Source organism: Bacteroides sp. L008 (assembly GCF_040812255.1).
Lineage (GTDB): Bacteria > Bacteroidota > Bacteroidia > Bacteroidales > Bacteroidaceae > Bacteroides > Bacteroides vicugnae.
Window position 1 is genome coordinate 4362532 of sequence record NZ_JBFNXO010000001.1, and the last position, 21569, is coordinate 4384100.

Below are 21569 nucleotides of genomic sequence, written 5' to 3' on the forward strand. Positions count from 1 at the left end.
ATGTATAAAATCATCACTTCCTTCCTTTTCCAGCTATGTGTCTTGTCTGCATTATCAGCACAGGAAACGATTTATGTGAAAGCACAATCCGGCGACGCGACTCCGCGTCTGCAAACTGCCATAGAACAAGCACGTCGCTTGAAAGGGAAGAAAGTGGTGATTCAACTGGAACAAGGAGACTATCATTTGTATCGTAAAAGTAGTTCCAAACAAGTTTACTTTATTTCCAATACTGCCTCCAAAGAAGAGAATCCGGACCCTACCAAACATATCGGCTTTTGGATAAAAGATATGAAAAACCTCGTCATTGATGGCGGCGGCGCACATCTGATAACACATGGAGAAATGACTTCTTTCGTCATAGACCAGAGTGAAAATATAACACTTCGCAACTTTACCCTGAAAGCGGCTGATCCTTCGGTTACGGAGATGGAAGTTATCGATACAATGACCTGCACAGCTACTTTTAAAATTCATCCCAATGACCGATATGAAATTGTGGACAAACAAATCAAATGGTTAGGAACAGAATGGAGTTTTACCGGAGGAATCGCCCAAACATTTGATTTGTATACTAATATAACAAATCGTTGTAACCTGCCTACCGATCATGCCATTTCCCTTACCGATATCGGGAATCATCAAATACACGTAATATACGACCGAGAAAAAACGTTATATCCGGGAGAAATATTCCAGATGCGGGATGCCATCCGGGACGAAGCCTGTGGATTTATTCATTTGAGCAAAAACATTGCACTTGAACATCTGAACTTGCATTTTCTGGGAAATTTCGGAATCGTAGGCCAATATTCAGAGAATCTGACTTATAAATATTTAAACTTTGAACCGGAGTATGGCAGTAACCGCACTTGTGCCGGCTTCGCCGATTTTGTGCAAATGTCCGGATGCAAAGGAAAGATTCGTATCATCCATTCCCGCTTTGAAGGAGCACAAGATGATCCGGTCAATATACACGGCACTCATCTAAAAGTTATCGCCTACGAACCGGGAAATAAAATATCAGTTCGTTTCATGCACCCGCAGTCTTACGGATTCAAGGCTTTCTTTCCCGGAGATGAAATAGAATTTACAGACGCACATTCATTGCAATGTCTGCATAAAGCATCCATACGAAAAGTAGAGAGAATAAATGACTATGATTGTAAACTTACGCTGGATAGCTCCATTCCTTCTGCCCTACAACAACAGGAAGTAGTAGTGGAGAATATCACTTGGACACCGGAAGTAGAAATCCGCCATAATTATTTTGCCCGGACACCAACAAGAGGAATACTCGTTACAACTCGCCGGAAAGTCGTAATTGAAAATAATGTGTTTTATCGAACTCCGATGAGTGCTATTGCCGTTTCGGATGATGCCCGCAGCTGGTATGAATCAGGTCCCGTGCACGATCTAACCATCCGAAACAATCATTTCATAGAATGTGGAAGTCCGGTTATCAGTATTGCTCCCGAAAATGACTACCCAAACGGGACTGTTCATAAAGGAATCCGCATCGAAAAAAATCGTTTCACACTGAAAGATAAACTAGCTATCTATGCCCGTTGGACAGATAATATACGAATTTCAGGGAATTATTTCGAGGGAGTTTCCCCTATTTCCACAAAAGAGTCTGTTTTATTAGAACATTGTACAAATGTAGAGAATGACTAAAGTTGCCGGGATATACACTATTCATACAGAAAGGTCGATTTGTTAATTATAATAGTATGTTTCGAAGCTTGCTCTTGCAAATCAAAAGCAAATACCGGAAAAGCCAGTATCCATAAGATTCCGAACTGTGAGATAATTTTATGTTTCATCATTTTATTAATTAGATTTATTTGAATTATAGATTTCCTTTCAATTGTTTATTTGGATATTTTCCCATCACAAATTCCAATACTCCCCCTTGAGTTATTTCCTGATGGGTAATCCATAAACGATTTATTTTCTTGCCATTCAGCGTTACAGACTGTATATACACATTTTCTTCCGAATTATTCCGGGCTATGACAGTGAAACTCTTTCCTTTATAGTAGCGACTGTCCAATTCAATGGTAGCTTTGCTGACAAGTGGTGACGTCAGCTCATATTTATTATTTCCGGGACAAACAGGATGCATACCGATTGCCGCCAATATATACCAGGCAGACATTTGTCCAACATCCTCGTTTCCGCAAAGTCCGTTGACTGTATTATTGTAAGCATTGCGGCATATCTTGCGCGTCCAATATTGAGTAAGCCAAGGTTGTGAAGTATAGTTTAACAGGAAAGGTACGTGATGGTTAGGTTCATTAGGGTGATTGTAATAATCCCCCCATTTAAAATCATCGTCCGCTCCATCAAAAAACGCAATTAATTCCTCTTCAAAATATTGCTTTCCTATCAACTGTATCATACCTTTAATATCCTGCGGAACAAACCAGCCCTGCTGATAATTATTACTTTCTATACACCCCTGCCAATGTACTTTTTTTCCTTTCCAGGGTAACCATTCTTCTTCCGACAAACGTGCTCTGAACCATTTCACACTGTCACACCAGACATTGCGATAAGCCTTCGATTTCGACAGATAAAGATCTGCTTCCTGAAAACGGTTTTGAGAACGAAGCAAAGTACTGACACACCAGTCGGAATAAGCATACTCTAATGTTTTAGATAAATCACCGGGGACATATCCGTCTTCATTATTACCAAATGTCCGCACAGTATTGATAGCATACTGAACAGATTTATCTACCGGATAATTTCGTATGCCTTTCTGATAAGCATCAGCCAAAACAGATACAGCCGGATTGCCGACCATGCATCCGGAGTAGGCATTCAGAAACTCCCACCGGGGATAATATTCCTTCCCGCTCCGCTCGGCTATCTGTATCAACGAATTAATTTCATCGTTCACCAGATCAGGATGAATAATTGTCTGCAAAGGAAACTGACTGCGGAATACATCCCAACCACTAAAAATAGTCCGGTATGTAAATGTAGAAGTCTGATGGATTTTATTGTCGGCGCCTACGTATCTACCGTCTATATCCGAAAAGCAGCGCGGGTCAATCATCGTGTGATATAACGCTGTATAAAAAGTGGTTTTATCCGCTTCGTTTCCCTCTATCTTTATCTTCGACAATGCCTGGTTCCACATTTCCCGTGCACAAACGGAAACTCTGTTGAAATCCCAATCCGGTATGTCATGTTCCAGATTCTTTTGTGCTCCTTCCAAACTGACAAAAGATATACCGCATTTCATCAAAACCTGTTCGTCTTTCCGAGTTGGAAATTGAGTATAAAATCCCAGATGTTTACCTTTCATCACTTTTGCGTGTGGATGGATAACAGCCTTCCTGATATACCGGTAATAATTTTCATCATCATTCGATTCATTCTTACGGGCAGTGCCTTCAGGAATGTCCGCACTCCACACGCCAAAATCTTCTAAAGGACGACTAAATAAACAATAGAAATAAACGGTATAATTTCCCTGACCTTCACCATTTCCCCAGCCTCCGTTTTCGGGCGTGCATCTCATCCATCCCCGAATAATATGATCGTCAACAATCTCCACGAATTGTTCGCTGGAAGTTCCTCCTATACGGCGTGCCAAATCAATCTGTATACGCGATTCTTCATGTTCGGGATACGTAAAGCGTATCATCCCCGAACGCGGTGCGGCAGCTAATTCCACCTTGATATCATAGTCATCAAGTTTCACCTCATATTTATCAACATGGGCCGACTCTGTTTCATGAGAAAATCTGGAACGATAACCTTCCTCCGGATTTTCTTCCGTTCCTTTGAAAGCATGAAGTTTGCCTGTAGTGGGCATAACCAGAAAATTACCCAAATCGCCATACCAACCAATGCCACTCATGTGAGTAAAGCTAAATCCCTCGATAGTGGAATGATGATAAGAATATCCCGAACCGTTGTCTCCTCCCGTTTTCGTATCCGGACTTAGCTGTACCAGACCGAAAGGAGTACATACCCCCGGAAACGTTTTACCTAACCCCAGATCTGTATTACCTATATTATCCAGTGTAGTGGCTCCGACCATCGGATTTACATAATCAACAAATTCTTGAGCATTTGTCTTTAGCGGTAAGCAACCTGCCAGTAGAAAGAATCCTCCGGTCAGTAAAGAAAGTAATCTGCTTATGTTTTCCATGTTTACAATTATAAGTATAAATAACGACACAAAGATAGAAGAGAAACGGTGTGTGCTAAAACACAAATACGCCTATTACTGATACAAATGCGTCATCCTTGTCCTTTTCGACAGGGTGACTATCAGAGTGAAGCAAAAAAACAAGGCTGTTCCAACATCTTGAAACAGCCTTGCTCATTGTATATTCTCCGAATCTTATAAGCCCAACTCCGCCGAAATCTCCAGCATCCGTTGAATCGGCTTCACAGCCTTCTTCGCCACTTCCGGATCTACTATGATTTCGGGTGACTCATTCTTCAGACACTCATACAGCTTCTCCAGCGTATTCAATCGCATGAAGCTACACTCGTTACATCCACACGTACTATCGTTCGGCGGAGCAGGAATAAACGTAGTCTGCGGACACTTCTTCTGCATCTCATGCAAGATACCCGATTCGGTAGCCACAATATATGTATTTTCAGGATGATTCACGGCGTACTTCAATAAAGCGGCCGTAGAACCTACTACATCAGCCAGTTTCAAGACCGTACTCTTACATTCGGGATGTGCCAACACCAATGCTTCGGGATGCTGTGCTTTCAGTTCCACAATCTTTTCAACCGAGAACTGTTCGTGCACATGACAGGCTCCGTCCCAAAGCAACATATTCCGGTTCGTAACCGAGTTAATATAATTCCCTAGATTCCGATCCGGGCCAAAGATTATTTTCTCATCTTTGGGGAAGCTTTCCACAATCTGCTTTGCATTAGTGGAAGTCACTACTACATCTGTTACCGCTTTCACGGCAGCCGTCGTATTGACGTACGAAATAACCGTGTATCCGGGGTGCTCTTTGACAAACTGCGCAAATTTATCTGCCGGACAACTGTCCGCCAACGAACAACCTGCATTCATGTCAGGCACCAGCACTTTCTTGTTCGGACAAAGCACTTTCGCCGTTTCACCCATAAAGTGAACACCGCACATCACAATAATGTCCGCTTCCGTCTTGGCCGCCCATTGAGCCAATGCCAAACTGTCGCCGACGTAATCAGCGATGTCCTGTATCTCACCCTTCTGGTAGTAATGCCCCAGAATGATTGCATTCTTTTCTTTCTTCAGCTCGTTAATAGTCTTTATGAGTTCATTCATAATAATATTCTTATTTCTTTCCTTTTAAAAAAAATCCTTTGTTAGTAATGATAGCCTGTTAATAGTGTTAGCAAATAAATCCGTTTTTTCTTGCCGGATAAGTTATTAGTCCATGCTTCTGCTTTATGAGTCCGTTATGAACGGGGAAAAAGAAGAAGATATCCTATCTATTCACTTCATTATCAATGAGAGTACCGGCAATAGACAGTTTGCTATTAACTCCCTGTTGATAAAGTGCAAAGTTAAAAACTTTATGGATATAAACAGATAGATAAGTGCTGAAAAATATGTTTATGTCTGCATGGAAAGTTTTGATTTTATTTTTTGGAATGTTCATAACGAGTACCTCATATATCTTCTTTTGAATAATGCAAGAATTATTTTTCAAAATCTTTGCCGATAGTTTTGACAGGTTTTAAACCGTTATCAACACCTCTGTTAACAGAAAAGAATTACCTTTGTAGCAAGAACGTAATAAAAGAAAAGACGTATGCGTAAACTGAAAATAACAGAGCTGAACCGTATTAGTGCCGAAGAGTTCAAACAGGTTGAAAAACTGCCTCTGGTAGTAGTGCTGGACGATATTCGTAGTTTGCACAATATAGGTTCTGTGTTCCGAACTTCGGATGCTTTCCGCATTGAGTGCATCTATCTCTGTGGTATAACAGCCACTCCTCCACATCCTGAAATGCATAAGACAGCTTTAGGAGCAGAGTTCACTGTTGACTGGAAGTATGTTAATAACGCTGTTGAAGCTGTTGATAATCTCCGAAAAGAGGGATATATCGTTTATTCCGTAGAGCAGGCAGAAGGAAGTATCATGTTGGATGAACTTCAGTTGGATAAAACCAAGAAGTATGCTATCGTGATGGGAAATGAGGTTAAGGGAGTGCAGCAGGAGGTTATTAACCATTCAGATGGCTGTATAGAGATTCCTCAATATGGTACGAAGCACTCGTTGAATGTTTCTGTAACTACCGGTATTGTAATTTGGGATTTGTTCAAAAAGCTACGTTAATGGCTTAAAACTTCATTGGTTAATAAATAGTTTATAACTGGTTTATATCATAGTTAATATACTAATAATCAATAGGTCTTTGATTGTTCATAAGTATAGAATCCAAGTGATGTGATTATACTCTTTGCAGGATATATAGATGCTGTTTACAGGGGATATATATCCTGTGTATTGGACATATATGCGCTGCACGTTGGACATATAGTTCCTGCAAGTAGCATCTATAGCTCTTGCATATTGCTTATATACGTTTTGTAAAAGCAAGATAAATATTGGTAAATCCAGAATAAGAAAGGTTATAACCAGACTCTATTAACCAGAGTTAATAGAGTCGGTTAATAAGTATCGAATGTGTAATTCAGATCTGTTAGTTTGTCTTTACCTGCAAATTATATCAAGTCGTTTCATTTTACAGGTGCTATTTTTATAAAAAGTACTCCGTGTGAAGGTACATCAGATTGATATTTATTGATGTAAATGCCTTTGTCTTTTTGTTCCCAAAGATTACGTATTTTCTGTTTACCTTGAATATTCAGTTGATCCCAGGAAATAGATATGTTCTGTTTATTATCGGATAGATTGAATAATCCGACTGCTATGGAACCATCTTTTAGCGGTTTACTCCATATTTCAATTTCTTTATTATTATCAGCATATACTCTGCTACCTTGTATACCGGCAATATCCTGGTTGATGGCTATTGCTTCTCTGTTACTTAATAGATTCATTGTAAAATCATCCATCTGTTCCAGATCGCATCCTATCAGTAAAGGCGCTGCCAGAATACTCCATAAAGTGATATGCGTATATTGTTCATCAGGAGATAAATGTGTAGGATGTATATTTTTTCCCCAGCCAACCTTTCCTACAATGAGCATATCCGGGTCATTCCAACTGCCTGGTTTAGCAAATGGTTGCCACTTATCCTGAAGGAAACCTATGGTAGTCATACTACACCAGGAATCATAAATATCTCCTGTTGTCCGCCAGGCATTTGTTAGATTGCTCCAGTCTTCTGCCAGTTCAAATGGGGCAGCATTGGAGATACTATACAGAATATCTCTTCCCGATTGATGTAAAAGATATGATAGTTCTGCTGTATGGGCTATATCATTAGTTACCCAATCATACTTAATATAATCGAATCCCCATTCTGCCCACTGCTTTACATCTTGTTTGGCAAATGAAAATTCTCCATATCTGCGGCTTGAATTGATAACTTTACCATCACGTGTATCAGCACTGCTGCCAATGTACCCTGCAAAAGTTTGTACCCACGGAGAAGAATATATTCCTATTTTGAGTCCTTTACTATGCACATAATCAACAAGGCCTTTCATATCAGGAAATTTATCGTTCGGCATTATTGCATTGTATTTTCCTCCACGTGCACCTTGCCATCCATCATCAATATTTATATAAGCATATCCATAATTGACGAGTCCTAATTCTACCATCCGGTCGGCCATTCTTCTTATTTTCTTGTCATCAATGTCTGCTCCGAAAACATTCCAGCTATTCCAGCCCATAGGAGGAGTCAGACTTATCTTTTCACCAATTTCAAGAGTCAAGTCTTTACTAGTTTCTCCATATTGATTTTTAGCGGAGATATGAATAGTATAGGTTCCCGGATTTATTGCTTTTCCTGTAATAATGCCAGTATTGCTGTCGATGGATAATCCTTCGGGTAAATTGGTTGCAGTTATTTTCAGTGGCCTTTCTCCTGAAATAGGTACTGTAAACAGAAATGGATTTCCCGGGCGGGCACCATATATATAAGGAGCATTAATCATAGGTTGTTTTGCAACAGCAGGGGTGAGGATGTATTCCTGTTCACGTTCTTTTTTTACCGAAACAGGATCGACACCTTTAACTTCAAATCTGGCATTTACCCAGTTGGTACGATCTCCGGCTATTCCATCTCCTGCATGATTGACACGTAGGATTAGAGATTTTATACCCTTAGTAGAAATATCTATTTGTTTTGCTTTTTCTCCTGCATGCATGATTCCACTTCGCCAGATGATTTTACCATCTCCTAAAATTATAAATTCAGCACTGGCTTGTTTTAATTCGTGTTCGGGTGCCGAATCATCTATTCCTGCAGATGCCTTGAAGGAGATTGTTTTGCCGTCAAGTTTTATGCGGAATACGCTTGCGGCATGTGTACCTACACCCCGGTCAAATTTTTCTCCGGCAATAGAAAGTGGTGTTTTCCACATTGATTGATTGGCTATTGCTTTACCTGCAGATTGATCGACGTTAGAGAGATCTAATTCATCTAACCATACTATACGGGGAGCAGTTGTAAAGCTCGAAAGTAGTATGATTAATAATGTAGAGAAGTATTTTTTCATTGTATTTGAAATTAGTACAAAATAAATTCTTTCCTGCAAAAGTATTGGATATGCTTGGTGAAGTTAAATAAAAAAGAGAATAAAATGAGAACAAAATCCAGACAAAACGCAAATAAACCACTTTATGCTTGACAATTACTAGATTTTATTTGTATTTTCACAGCGGATTTTTATTTCTAAATAATTAGTTCGTGTTTAATTTTAATATAAATGATGGACGAATATAAGGATAAAAGGTACATAAAGGAAATAATAAAAGAATATAATATTTTATTAGAGTCGTGGGGTTCTTCGGAGTCCTGGGACTTAAATCAATTTAAAACACTGGAAAATATGATCTTCGAAACAACGAAGATCGATGTAAATGCTAATACACTTAAACGATTTTTTCAGCAGAAGACAGGCAATCCACAGTTGGCGACAAAAGATGCTTTATGTCGTTTCTTAGGTTATTCGGGGTATACCGACTTTGTAATGAAGAAAACGAAAAAAGAAGAGGCTATCAGTATCCAGACGGAAGACGTTGTTGAAGAAACAAAGGAGCATACAGATGACACAGAAAAAAATGTAAATAGTTCCCAGCTAGATAACGCGTCGAATAAAGTGACAAAAGATCCGGAAGAGGTATCGAATCGTATCTATAAGAAAAATAAATGGTATGTAAATTTTACTGCTATACTATTATTGGCAATAGTCGGATATATGTTGTATACATATAAATTGAAGGATATGTATGTGGAATATCTGATTTCAAAAATAGAATTTACCACTTCACAAGTAAAAGGAATATGCCCGCTTACAGTCACATTCTCCTATCATATACCAGCTTCATTATTTGAAGATATCACTGTTGTATATGAAGAAGCTAATGGGGATGTATCCGAAAGAAAACTAAATGAAAATATAGATAAGATAAATGCCACCTATATATATGAAGGTGAAGCATTCTGTCATCTGAAGTATAAAGATAGAATTATAAAGACCATTCCGGTGGAGTGCCGCAAGACGGGGTGGTCGGTTTTCGTCCGTGAGGAAAGAAAGAAAATATTTCGAGTTTTTCCGATGGAGCAGGCTTACAATGATTCGGGATATGTAAGTTTACCAATAGAAAATGTCCCACAAGAAGCGCATACTAACCACATGTTTGTCAGTTATGTGTTTTATAAAGAAAAGTTGATAGACGGAGATAATTTCATATACGAGGCACGCGTTCGCAATTCAAAACAGGAGAATGCTGTTCCTTGCTCGGATATTATCATGTATATACATTCGGATACAGCTATGCATGGCTTTGCTATGAATGAAAACGGATATGCTTATATAAAATTCATCAGTGGAGAAAATACAATTAAGGGAGATGAGTACAACTTAAGCCGGTTTAATTTTAACTCTTCCGAATGGCATGTCATGACTATTAAAGTAGTGAATAAGAAAACTACCTTCTACGTAGATGGAGAAGAAGTGTTAGGTATGGATTATAATGAACCTTTGGGATATGCCAATGAACTTACGTTGAGATTTAAGGGATGCGGAGCTGTAGATTATGTGAAAGTCTACAATCTTGATGGTAAGGTTGTATATGAAGAAAACTTCGATTCAGATAAAAGAAAATAATACTCTCTTTTCTTACAACCATCTTATACATAGATGGTTGTCTTGTTTTGTTCATATTTTGTTCCTGTTTTGTTTTACCTTTTTCTCTCTTTTCTTAGCCTTTTGTTTGCATGGTTGCGGATGATTTGGGATAGATTTGCAATTGTTATCATTGTCCTGTTGGGCGCGTTAACTAAATCTATATAATCTGAAATGATCCGATGAAAAAGAAGAAATGGATATGCTTGTTGTTATCTGCATTGTTGGGGGTAGGCACTGCTTTTCCTCAACAGAGCAAAGAATCACCTGTAGAAAAAGTAAAGAAGATTGGTGATAAATTGATTAGAGAAACTCCCTTTGCTTACAAGCTGGGACTTGCTTCTCGTAGTACTTCTTTCAACACGTTAAACTTTGTGGATTTCGGGCGTACCTTCGGTTTGGGACAAGAAGCTGTGGCCTATGCCTATACACAGCTATCGTTTCCCCGAGATACCACCATACGTGTAGAAACAGAGCATAACGATGCCTGTAAAATCTGGTGTAACGGACAACTGGTTTATGAAAATAAAGGGAAGCGGGATATTAAGATAAACCGCGGAGAACGAAGTATGCAGATGACTTCTTCATTCTTACTTCCGTTGAAAAGTGGTAATAACAATGTGTTGATAAAGTCGGCCACTTTCGGCAAAGAATGGTGTGTGTTCTTACAACCACCAAGTGATAATGATGCCGTTTTATCCATTGTCCGGAGTTATCCTCAAATAGGTTTAACCAATTTGAATAATGTTGATAAACAAGTATCCAACCTTACCAACTGGCTCATTATCGGACCTTTTCGGGGTGGCATTGACGTAGTGCATGAACCGGAACAGGAATTCAAGTTTGGATATATGTATAAAGGACTTCATTGTCCGGTGACTTGGACAATTCCTAAAATAGAGGTACTCGGAGAGATGATAGATCCCGAAGTTTGGGGAACTACTTACCAATGGAATTACCATAATGGAGGTGTTGCCTGGGCCATGCAGCAACTTGGTGAACTGACCGGAGCAGATAAATATACCAAATGGGCAACTGACTTCTGCGACTATCAAATGGAAGGCATGCCATTTGTTGACTATCAAGTCAACAATTTGCGGGCATATAATTCAGCCAATGCGATGGTAATTAATTCCACATTACTTGATTTTACATTAGCTCCCTCACTTCCCATTCTATACCGTTTACGTACAGATAAGGATTTTAAGAATAGAAACATTTATCAGGCATACATTGATAAAATGACAAACTATGCACGTTTCGGGCAAATCAGAAGTGAAGGAATGACCAATTATACCCGTGATACTCCGGAAAAATATACAGTGTGGGTAGATGATATGTTTATGGGTATTCCTTTCTTGATACAAGCTGGATTGTATAGCAATTTACCGGAGTTGCGAAAGATATTTTTCGATGATGCAGCCAATCAGATTATAGATTTTACGAAACATGTATGGAACAAAGACACTCGTCTTTATATGCATGCTAATTATACATCACGCCCCGGCATTAAACTACCTCATTGGTCACGTGCCAATGGATGGGCTATTTGGGCTATGTCTGACGTATTGATGGCATTGCCTAAGAGTCATCCCAAATACAAAGCAATACTCAAGCAATATCAGACTTTTGTCTATTCTCTGATAAAATATCAGAGTCCTGACGGATTCTGGCATAATGTAATCGATCGTAGCGATTCTCCCAAGGAAGTTTCGGGTACGGCCATATTTACAATGGGTATAGCACGCGGTATCAGGTATGGCTGGCTGGATAAGAAAAAATTCATACCAATTGCATTGAAAGGATGGGATGCAGTGGCATCCGAGATCGAAGACGATGGAACGGTACATAAAATCTGTATAGGAACCATGTGTACTGAAGATGTAAACTATTATATGAACCGTCCATTTTTCGATGATGATACACATGGATCGTTTGCCGTCATATTTGCAGGTATAGAAGTCCAGCGAATGATGGATGAATACGCCAAATAACTGATGTAAAAAAATAGATATCCAAATATAATATTATGAAAAAGATACTTGTACTAATGGCTTTGTCTTTCATGCTTGTCTCGACATTGGCAGCACAGATGAAAGACCCCCAAGACTGGGTAGGCTACGAAGAAATAATGGGTGTAAAAAATGGACTAAGATTTTATGATTTCGATGTAAATCTGATAGAATCGTCTGCTCCTGCTAATGTTTTTTGGCCGGAGGATGATATCCGGCTCAAGTTTCAGTTGATTAATAACACATCACAATCAATAGATATAGATGCGAAAGTACATATCTTTCGCTATGGAACGAAAGGAATCCCTAATGATATTTGGTTGCCCCAGATGATTAAGCTTGATTATGAGAAAGTGATTCCTGTTCACCTATCAATCTCGCCGAATGGCTATGTCAATACGTCTGTATCGGTAGACGATATTAAGGATTTTGGAGGATATGCCGTTGTGTTTGATCTTGGAAAGTACGGGCGTCGATTGGGTACAAGTTTTGTCTATAGCATGAAGCCGTCATTAGTGAAAATGCAATATCCCAAACAATCTTTGGATTATTTGGGAGTAGATTTTTTGAATAGAGTAGGTGTTCAGTCCATTCGCTACGGTATTCCTTTCGTATCGACTAATAGTTCGGATTATCAAGGATTCCGACAAGAGTTGAAGAGATTGATGAAAGATTTCATGGATAACAATATCACTGTTATGCTGATGTTTGGTGAGGGACGTATGGCACAGTCCATGCCTTTGGGTACTACCAGGCCGCATTTGGATGAGAATGGAAAATTTCTTCATACGAAGCAGGATTTGGTATGGCTTCCCGAATTGGATGAAGACTTTAAGAAATTCGTAAAAGAATTATGTCTTGATTTTGGCTGGCCCAAAGGACCGGTAACGGCTGTCTGTTTGTGGAACGAACCGTGGGAAGGAACTTCCATATCCGGTTGGCAGGCTGATATGATAAGATATAAAGAGATATATACGAAAATGGCTGAAGCGGTGCTTGAAGCCCGGAAGAAAAACATAGATGTTCTTGTGGGAGGAGGCGACTCTAATTCGAATGCGTTGGATAAGTTTTTTGCTGATGGAACAATGGATATGTTGCCAATCTTTGATTTTCTCTCCATTCACTATCAAGGTATGGAGGCACCGGTATTATATCCCGAGTGGAATAAGCGTAAGGATAACAAGGGGCGTGTGAAAATATGGGATACCGAAAGTTGGGTAGGAAATACCGACGACCGTGTGGGACTTGTTATTGCAGCCAACCGTTCCGCCGGATATGACAGATCGATGGGCATATTTGGAGGTTATATGTATTCCGGGGATCCGAACCGGTCAGTGCGTAGTATGGAGGTTCGTACCGAAAAAGGAAAGGAGACAATGCCTAAACTCCACAATACATGGTCTGCGGCAGCTGCTGTGGGAGCAGCACAAAGTATGATCGGAGAAAGAGAGTTTGACAGGCTTCTTTTTAAAAATGGGTTGCCTTGGGTAATGATCTTTGATGGGTATGAAAATAAGAAAGACGACGGAACAATTGTGATTACCGGAGATTTGGGTGAAGCATTCGGTGCAGAGAATATCCTTTTCAGAAATGTGCGTAGCCTAAGCGAAGCGAGAAAAAAAATCGACTTGCATCATAAATTGAAAACATTACCTGCAAATAGTGCTGAACGTAAAAAGATAGAAAATGAACTGAATACCTACTATCCCATCACTGACGGGAAAATGATATTGAAAGCCAATCCCTCCTTCCTGCTTTATGATTTCTATGGAAATGTCATTGCTCCTAAAAATGGAATCTACGAAATCCCTCTTAATTATCAGGGATATTATATGCGTGTAAATGGTGAGAAGGGAGCTTTTGACAAACTTGTTTCTGCCATTAGTAAGGCAGACATCGTGGGGTATGAACCTGTAGAAATAATTGCGAAAGACTTTACAGCTCCCATTGCCAGCAAACCGGAAATGGAACTTCAACTGACCAATATCCTCAATCGTCCGGTGAAAGGTGTATTGTCTGTTTCTATTGGTAATCTGGATATATCTTATCCGCAGAATGTATCGTTTAAGCCTAATGAGACAAAAATAATCAGAGTGAAAGTGGCAAATGGGACTGCCAGTGTAGACAATAACTATCCGCTTGAAGTTCATTTCGATGCCGGAAAAGATGGATTCGCCGTACATTGGGAAAATATGCATGTCAATTACATTGCAAAAAAAACAATGAAGATAGATGGTAATCTGAATGACTGGCAAAATATGATCTCACAAACGATAGAAGGTTCTTCCAAGGCCAGCATTTCTTTGACGGAAGCTGCATGGTATCCATATCAAAAGTTTGATAGTAATGCGGAAGGATTGGCACATACCTACCTGGCTTACGATGATGACTATTTTTATTTTGCAGCAAAAGTTGCGGACAAAACTCCCAATAAGGGAACATTGAGATTTGAGACTCGCAATGATGATGATTATTTCTATCCTGACACAGCTTATATGCAGACCATATATGCCATGCATTCTACCATAGTGACACAGCCTGCGGCAGAATCCGATCCAAAAGCATTGCAATTGCCTTCGGCAAAAGGGCGCATGATGAATTATATGGAAAATACATCTACTACTCTGTCGATGGGTATGGATATTCATTTGCCAAAAGATAAATATGTCCGCACTTCTCTTTATTTCCCAAGTATAAATCAGAATGGGCTATCTGTTACTGTTTATGACAAAGAAAGTGGCAAAGAATTACTTTCTACCAAGATAGACAAGCTATGGAATGGTACTTATCTGACATTGGATTTATGTGGTAATGTGCGCATACGTTGTTCATCTTATGGTTGGTGGTACACAACGAAATTATCAGGTATCTTTTTTGATTCATCAGACAATGTTGTTAACTCGGGTAATACCGGTGCTTCAGCAAAACTTGTAAACCGTGATTTTGATACTGTCGGAAACTGGATTGGTAAATACGGGCAATTAGGATATTATCTGATTGGTGCAGATTCTTCTTTGCCTCAAGATGTTACTTGCAATGTTGTTTCTCAAGATGATTTGGTTCCTTTGGTATGGCCGGAACAGGTACGTCGTTTCACTTACCGTAAACGCCCGACATTACCGGATGGCACCAATGGGATAGCAACGGATAATATACTTATTGCTTTTAATGTAATTCCAATCGGCGAAGATGGTATGGAAGCTGAAACGAAAGGCACCATGCCGCGTTACATCGGTTATAAATGCACAGATTATGAATACGCCTTGAATACTGTTGCTCCCGAATATGGCGGTGGTTTTGAAATATGGAGAATGCTTGTTCCGGGCATGCCGCGAAAACACTTCTATCCTCGCCAACCCAAATCTCCATTTGACGGGGCTGTAAAAGATGGAAAATTGATTACCACACGTGAAGGTAATACATTGTATTATGAATGTGCCATTCCATGGTCCGAAATACCCGATGTGAAAAAAGCCATTGATAAAGGCGATAAAATTAAATTCTCTGCCCGAATCAATGATGATGGCGCCGGGGCTGCTTGTATGGAAATAGCACGCGGACGAAGTGTTTCGAAGAAAAACTCCAGAGCATTCCATCCGGACTGGAAAGAGCATTGGGCAAACGAGGTTGAGTTTGGAGTAGAGAAATAAAGGCTATCGGAATGATAATTATTGAAAGTGATAGAATGAAAATGAAAAAACAACTAATAATCATATTTCTATTATGTCTGGCTGCTAAAGGGATTTCACAAATACCTTTTGATGGCAGTGATAGCTATGCTACGCCACCCATAGGATTCGGGCAAAGTGAATTTGAAAACCCTTTAATCAACAGTATTAACAGGGAACCATATGGTGCAACATCTATTTCATTTCCTACTGAAACAGAAGCGTTGCAAGTAAAACGCTCTTCGTCCTCCCGGTATCAGTCATTGAATGGAACATGGAAATTCAAGTTTATTACAGATTGGGACAATCTTCCGTCTGATTTTATGAAAGTAGAGGCAAATGATGATTCCTGGGACAATATACCTGTTCCGTCTACCTGGGAAATGAAAGGATATGGTGATCAGGTTTATTGTGGACAAGGCTATGAATTTCGTCCTGTCAATCCTCCGTTTGTACCACGTAAAGATAATCATATAGCATTGTACCGGAAGACGTTTGAAGTACCTGCATCATGGGAGGGACAGAATGTATTGATTCATTTTGCCGGAGTCAGAGGGGCTTTCTATTTATATGTCAATGGGAAAAAAGTCGGTTATAATGAAGATGGCGGCACTCTGCCTGCAGTATTCGACATGACTCCTTTTCTGAAAAGAGGAAAGAATCAATTGGCAGTTCAGGTGTTGAGATGGAGTGATGGTTCCTATCTTGAAGATCAGGACCATTGGCGCTTCCACGGCATCACCCGGGATGTTTATATTGAATCACGCCCTGATGTTTTTATACAGGATTTTGCTGTAATTACAGACTTGGACAAGGATTATAAAGACGCAAAACTGCGTATACGCCCTGTCATATCCAGCAAGAAAACAGTAGATGTTTCGGACTGGGTGCTTGAAGCCAGATTATATACTAAAGAAGGTAATCCTGCTCTCGGAGTAGATATGTCAATGCCGGTCAAGACGATTACGACCGAAAAGTATCAACAGAATTTTTCATTGGCAAAATATCTGGAAACAAATGTAAAGGCTCCTTTATTATGGTCATCCGAAACGCCTAACTTATATATCATAGTCCTGACATTAAAGGATAATAAAGGCAACGTAGTAGAATCAAGAAGTTCCCGTATCGGTTTTCGCAAAGTTGAATTCAAGAACAACCATGAACTGTGCGTGAATGGAAAACGTGAATACATCTATGGAGTAAACAGGCACGATCATGACGCTTGGGAAGGAAAAACCGTTCCTTATGAAAGAATGGTACAGGATGTGACTTTAATGAAACAGTTCGGTTTTAACTCTGTAAGAACTTCCCACTATCCTGCAGATCCGGCATTCTATGATTTATGCGATGAATATGGCATTTATGTGATGGATGAAGCTAATGTGGAAACGTGTGGCGCAGATGCTGAACTTTCAAATAATGAGTTATGGCTTTTTGCTCAAATGGAACGTGTTGCCGGAATGGTAAAAAGAGATAAGAACCATCCGTCTATTATTTTCTGGTCGTTGGGGAACGAATCGGGTGTTGGAGCAAACAATGCCGCACGAGCCTCGTGGGTCAAAGATTACGATCCTACCCGCCTTGTACATTTCGAGGCCTATATGCATAATGGAGGTTCAAGGCAATATGGTTATGGCATCGATTTTATGAAGACCAACCGTCCGGCGGTGAATCCTCCGGAACCTCCGGCTGTAGATGTTGTCAGTACCATGTATCCGTCTGTAGAAGGGATTATAAAGCTTGCTACTCAAGAAGGTGAAACACGTCCGGTATTGATGTGCGAATATGCTCACGCTAAGGGTAATGCATTGGGTAATCATCAGGAATATTGGAATGCAGTGAAAAAATATCCACGCCTGATAGGTGGCTATATCTGGGATTGGGTGGATCAAAGTGTAATTAGAAAAGACGATGTAACAGGCAAAGAATATTTCTCTTCCCTCAACGGCACTAATGGGCTTGTTTTTGCAGACCGGAAAATAAAGCCGGCTATTAATGAATGTAAGAAGATCTATCAGCATATTCGTTTTGATTATACTAACGGAGAACTGACTATCAAAAATGAATATAATTATCTGCCGCTTTCCGCATTTAATTTTTCATGGAAATTAATGCTAAACGGTGAATTGATAAAAAATGGCGAATTGACCGATATTGAGGCTTTTCCGGGCACTTCTGCCAGAGTGAAAATAGATACCGGATATCCTGATTCCGGACAGAAAGGGGAAGTCATACTCGAAATCAGTGCTTATTTAAAGAAGGGTACTATTTGGGCACCTAAGGGATTTGAAATCGCATGGGAGCAATTCACCTTGCAAGAAGGAAAGGTAAATCCTACGGTGGAAGGAAACACAGGAAATGGCGGAAAGCTGACTGTACAGAAGAAAGCGAATGAAATAGGTATTTATAATGATCGTATAAATATTGTGTTCAACAAGAAAACGGGGCTCATTCAAAGTTGGATCGTAGGTAGTAAGGAATTTTTGGAGAGAGGTCCTCGAATCAATCTGTGGCGGGCTCCGACCCATAATGATGGCGGTTACCGTCCTAAAACAGAGAATGAAATTTCTCGTCAATGGGTAGAAGCCGGACTGGATAGTTTGCAACATAAATTGAAATCGTTTAAGCTGACTGAAGAAAAGAATGGTACAGTCAGTGTGGCAACAACATTTATTGCACAAAAAACGGGAAATAAGTCGTATGTGGAATATATCACTAAATATATTGTTGATTCTTCCGGAAAAGTACAGATAGATACTGATCTGAAGCCATTTGGCAATATAATCAGCTTCCCCCGTATAGGCTATACTATGACTGTAAAGTCTGGCAATGATACTTTTTCATGGTATGGCTACGGACCGTATGACACATATAACGACAGACATTCGGGAGCTCGTTTGGGTAAATTCTCCGGAACTGTAGATGAACAGTTTACGCATCATGCGTATCCTCAAGAGAATGGAAACAAATATCATTGTTCATGGGTTTCATTGACCGACAATGAGGGGATTGGACTTATTGTTGAAGGTATGCCATTTATTGAATCCAGCGTAATGCATTACTCCCTTGAAAACCTGTCTGAAGCTATAGATGAGGGCCAATTAAAGCGTACTGACAACGTCACGTGGAATATCGATTATAAAACATATCCGATTGGTAATAGGAGTTGCGGACCTCCCCCACTCGAACAATATGTACTTTTTGCAGAACCTGTGTCTTTTAGCTTTTGTATTTATCCGGTTCTTAATCAAAAGGCTGTCCAGTAAGCTTTTAAATTTATAAAAGGGTCGTCCGAAAAGTCTTGATCTAATGAATCACCTTTGCTACAGCATATCGTAGCAAAGGTGATTTCTTTTTTCAGGAACTTTCAATCCGCTCGTCAGAATAAGGTGTAGCATTGGTCATTTAGAATTCAGTGATGAAAATGGCCAACTGTACACGGTCCTGAAAGTGTATTTGTATAATAAATGGAATAGTGTGTATGTATCATAAATTTATCGTTTATATATATAGTACACGGTTGTTTGTTTCTTACGATATTTATTTTATTGAAATATCTTTATTGTTTATGCATAAACAGCTTTATCGTTTCTAATAGATTTTTGAAGAGTTTATTAGAAACGTTGTTTGAGTTTATTAAAAACTATATGGAGGATTTTATCGGCATTTATATTGAATTTATGTAACAAAAAAGGCTGCGGAATTCATAGAATTTCGCAGCCTTAGCTATTGACAGGATTTCTGTCCACTGTATTTTTATATAATTACTTAGTTTATTTGTTTCAATTTATTTGTTTTTAAATCCATTCTTTATTCGCCTTTTTTGATTGATGATCTATATTCTTGTTCTACAAATATACAACATAAAAAGAGCGTTTCCAAATTTTTGCGATATACAGAATTAAAAGTATTCTTAGTCGTTTGTATTGAACACCTTACTTCTGAAATATTTCAGGGTATTTCCTGATAAAATAAACAGGCGTACAGCTCCAAGCGTGGCAATAGCTGTTGATAGGATAAAAATCGTATGGAGAAATAAAGTCGTTTGTAGGATCGTATGCTTCCCAAAATGTATCGGCTCCTTTGGCAATCATTCCTCCCCAGTAATTGACTAAAGCCTCTTTTGCTTCGAGGTTCATTCCACAATCTATCAGCGACTGAATATAATAATGATACATATAAGGAGTGCCGGGATAACAAACATCCTGTGTTGTAGTCAATGCTGATAAAGCTTTTTTGCCTTCAGCTTTACTGGCAACTCCGCTTAAGATCATCCATATTTGTGAAGCATAGGAAATCTGCTTGTCGCCTGTTCCGACGAAAAAGCCGGTTTTCCGGTTGTATAAGTTTTTGCGGGCAGCCTTTATCATTTTATCAGTTAATTGAGGCAAGTCGGCAACTTCTTTTTCTTTTCCGAGCAGTTGAGCCAGCTTGTAGGATTCCTTTAGTGCGAATATGGATACTCCTTGTAAGGGAACCTCTTTATACAAATCCTCTTTCCAATCGAAAAATACCCACCAGTCTTTCTTTACTTTCTCAAAATCCATCAATCCGTCCGTCTTGACATTGGTACGGACAATATCCAGCTGCTTTTTAGCCACAGGCCACAAGTCTTTGACAGTTTCCATATCGCCTGTTGCTTCCAGGTAGTCTTTCAATGTTACATTATATAATAGCGCATATTCATAAAGAAACTGTTTGTCCTGGGCTCTTGGCACAGGATTTTCAATTACAGTAGCCAACAGATATCCGTTCAGATCGCTCAATCCGGCCAATAAATACAAACACCGTTTTGTAAGGTCGTGCTGCTTGTAAGAATAATTGTTGCCAAGAGCTTCCAGATATAAATCCCCGATCCAAAGACGCTGATCTCTCTTCGGACCATCCTCGTAAACGGTTTGCATACATTCTTTCAGTGTATTGAGTCCGACACGATCTATTTTCCTTATCATGGGATCAACTGTCTGCGGAAGCTCTTCAGGTATGTTTCTGGCAGAAGTTTGAGCCATACATTTTATATCATGTATGTTGAAATCATAATAAGGGGAACTGCCCAGCAACTCTATTTTCACATAGCGGAAAGCCAGCCTGCGTGAAAGATTGACTGTTTGCGGCACATACATTACAGAAACAACTTCGTCCTGCAGCCATGCCCTGCTTAAGCCTTCTTTATAAGAATCAAAAGGGACAGCCACTTCCGAAGGAACTTCCCCGAAGGTCAATTTCAACCTTAACGGACCGTCGGCTGCAAGCCCGGTACTCCTTACAGAGAAACTGAAATATCCGGTCAGATGCTCTCCGAAGTCAATCGTAATTTCTTTTTTCAGTCTGAAAGGCATAGAGTACAAGGAGTCGATAGGACTGACATCTACTGCTTTGTATTTCTGAAACGATTGTGCGTCAGGTACAATATCTACTACTTTCAGTGGCTTTTTCTCTGTGATTATAAGTTTCGGTTTATATTGCTCTGCTTTTTGTAGCCACTGCTTACGGTTGTTCCCATAATAGTCTTGTGCAAAACAAGCGATTGTGATGAATACCAGTGTCAAGCTGAATAAGATAGATTTCGTCATATTA

Annotated in this window: 10 protein-coding genes; 6 read left to right on the forward strand and 4 right to left on the reverse strand. The window is 39.5% G+C overall.

The window, feature by feature from the left end:
- Positions 1–1677: a right-handed parallel beta-helix repeat-containing protein gene (locus AB3G73_RS17155; protein WP_367745266.1), complete on the forward strand. Its 1677-nt coding sequence runs from the start codon at positions 1–3 to the stop codon at positions 1675–1677.
- Between the two features lie 175 nt (positions 1678–1852).
- Here the strand turns inward: AB3G73_RS17155 and AB3G73_RS17160 are convergent, their stop codons facing one another.
- A complete protein-coding gene (locus AB3G73_RS17160) occupies positions 1853–4171 on the reverse strand; it encodes a GH92 family glycosyl hydrolase (protein WP_367745267.1) in 2319 nt (772 codons plus the stop codon).
- Between the two features lie 195 nt (positions 4172–4366).
- Positions 4367–5305, reverse strand: coding sequence for a quinolinate synthase NadA (nadA, locus tag AB3G73_RS17165; protein ID WP_342990840.1), 939 nt, complete (start codon positions 5303–5305; stop codon positions 4367–4369).
- A gap of 490 nt (positions 5306–5795) precedes the next feature.
- Here nadA and AB3G73_RS17170 point away from each other — a divergent pair, with 490 nt between their 5' ends.
- Entirely contained in the window at positions 5796–6323 is a 528-nt protein-coding gene (locus AB3G73_RS17170) for an RNA methyltransferase (protein ID WP_148367689.1), read from the forward strand.
- Between the two features lie 404 nt (positions 6324–6727).
- Here the strand turns inward: AB3G73_RS17170 and AB3G73_RS17175 are convergent, their stop codons facing one another.
- Complete coding sequence (locus AB3G73_RS17175) at positions 6728–8680, reverse strand: NPCBM/NEW2 domain-containing protein (protein WP_298044009.1); 1953 nt, start codon at positions 8678–8680, stop codon at positions 6728–6730.
- Positions 8681–9013: 333 nt separating this feature from the next.
- Between AB3G73_RS17175 and AB3G73_RS17180 the strand changes: the two genes are divergently transcribed.
- From AB3G73_RS17180 to AB3G73_RS17195, 4 genes are all read left to right on the forward strand, one after another.
- The gene (locus tag AB3G73_RS17180) at positions 9014–10294 is read left to right on the forward strand and encodes a hypothetical protein (RefSeq protein WP_259021794.1); all 1281 of its coding nucleotides are present in this window, start codon (positions 9014–9016) and stop codon (positions 10292–10294) included.
- 200 nt (positions 10295–10494) lie between these two features.
- On the forward strand, positions 10495–12306 hold the full coding sequence (locus AB3G73_RS17185) for a glycoside hydrolase family 105 protein (protein WP_367745268.1): 1812 nt from the start codon (positions 10495–10497) through the stop codon (positions 12304–12306).
- Between the two features lie 35 nt (positions 12307–12341).
- The gene (locus AB3G73_RS17190; protein ID WP_259021796.1) at positions 12342–15974 is read left to right on the forward strand and encodes a hypothetical protein; all 3633 of its coding nucleotides are present in this window, start codon (positions 12342–12344) and stop codon (positions 15972–15974) included.
- Between the two features lie 41 nt (positions 15975–16015).
- Entirely contained in the window at positions 16016–19258 is a 3243-nt protein-coding gene (locus AB3G73_RS17195; protein ID WP_367745269.1) for a glycoside hydrolase family 2 TIM barrel-domain containing protein, read from the forward strand.
- Positions 19259–19927: 669 nt separating this feature from the next.
- Here AB3G73_RS17195 and AB3G73_RS17200 read toward each other — a convergent pair.
- On the reverse strand, positions 19928–21565 hold the full coding sequence (locus tag AB3G73_RS17200) for a glycoside hydrolase (RefSeq protein ID WP_259021798.1): 1638 nt from the start codon (positions 21563–21565) through the stop codon (positions 19928–19930).
- Between the last annotated feature and the right edge of the window lie 4 nt (positions 21566–21569).

Coding starts and splice junctions, on each gene's coding strand:
- AB3G73_RS17155 (WP_367745266.1), top strand. CDS start 1: ATGTATAAAATCATCACTTCCTTCCTTTTCCAGCTATGTGTCTTGTCT.
- AB3G73_RS17160 (WP_367745267.1), bottom strand. CDS start 4,171: ATGGAAAACATAAGCAGATTACTTTCTTTACTGACCGGAGGATTCTTT.
- nadA (WP_342990840.1), bottom strand. CDS start 5,305: ATGAATGAACTCATAAAGACTATTAACGAGCTGAAGAAAGAAAAGAAT.
- AB3G73_RS17170 (WP_148367689.1), top strand. CDS start 5,796: ATGCGTAAACTGAAAATAACAGAGCTGAACCGTATTAGTGCCGAAGAG.
- AB3G73_RS17175 (WP_298044009.1), bottom strand. CDS start 8,680: ATGAAAAAATACTTCTCTACATTATTAATCATACTACTTTCGAGCTTT.
- AB3G73_RS17180 (WP_259021794.1), top strand. CDS start 9,014: ATGATCTTCGAAACAACGAAGATCGATGTAAATGCTAATACACTTAAA.
- AB3G73_RS17185 (WP_367745268.1), top strand. CDS start 10,495: ATGAAAAAGAAGAAATGGATATGCTTGTTGTTATCTGCATTGTTGGGG.
- AB3G73_RS17190 (WP_259021796.1), top strand. CDS start 12,342: ATGAAAAAGATACTTGTACTAATGGCTTTGTCTTTCATGCTTGTCTCG.
- AB3G73_RS17195 (WP_367745269.1), top strand. CDS start 16,016: ATGAAAAAACAACTAATAATCATATTTCTATTATGTCTGGCTGCTAAA.
- AB3G73_RS17200 (WP_259021798.1), bottom strand. CDS start 21,565: ATGACGAAATCTATCTTATTCAGCTTGACACTGGTATTCATCACAATC.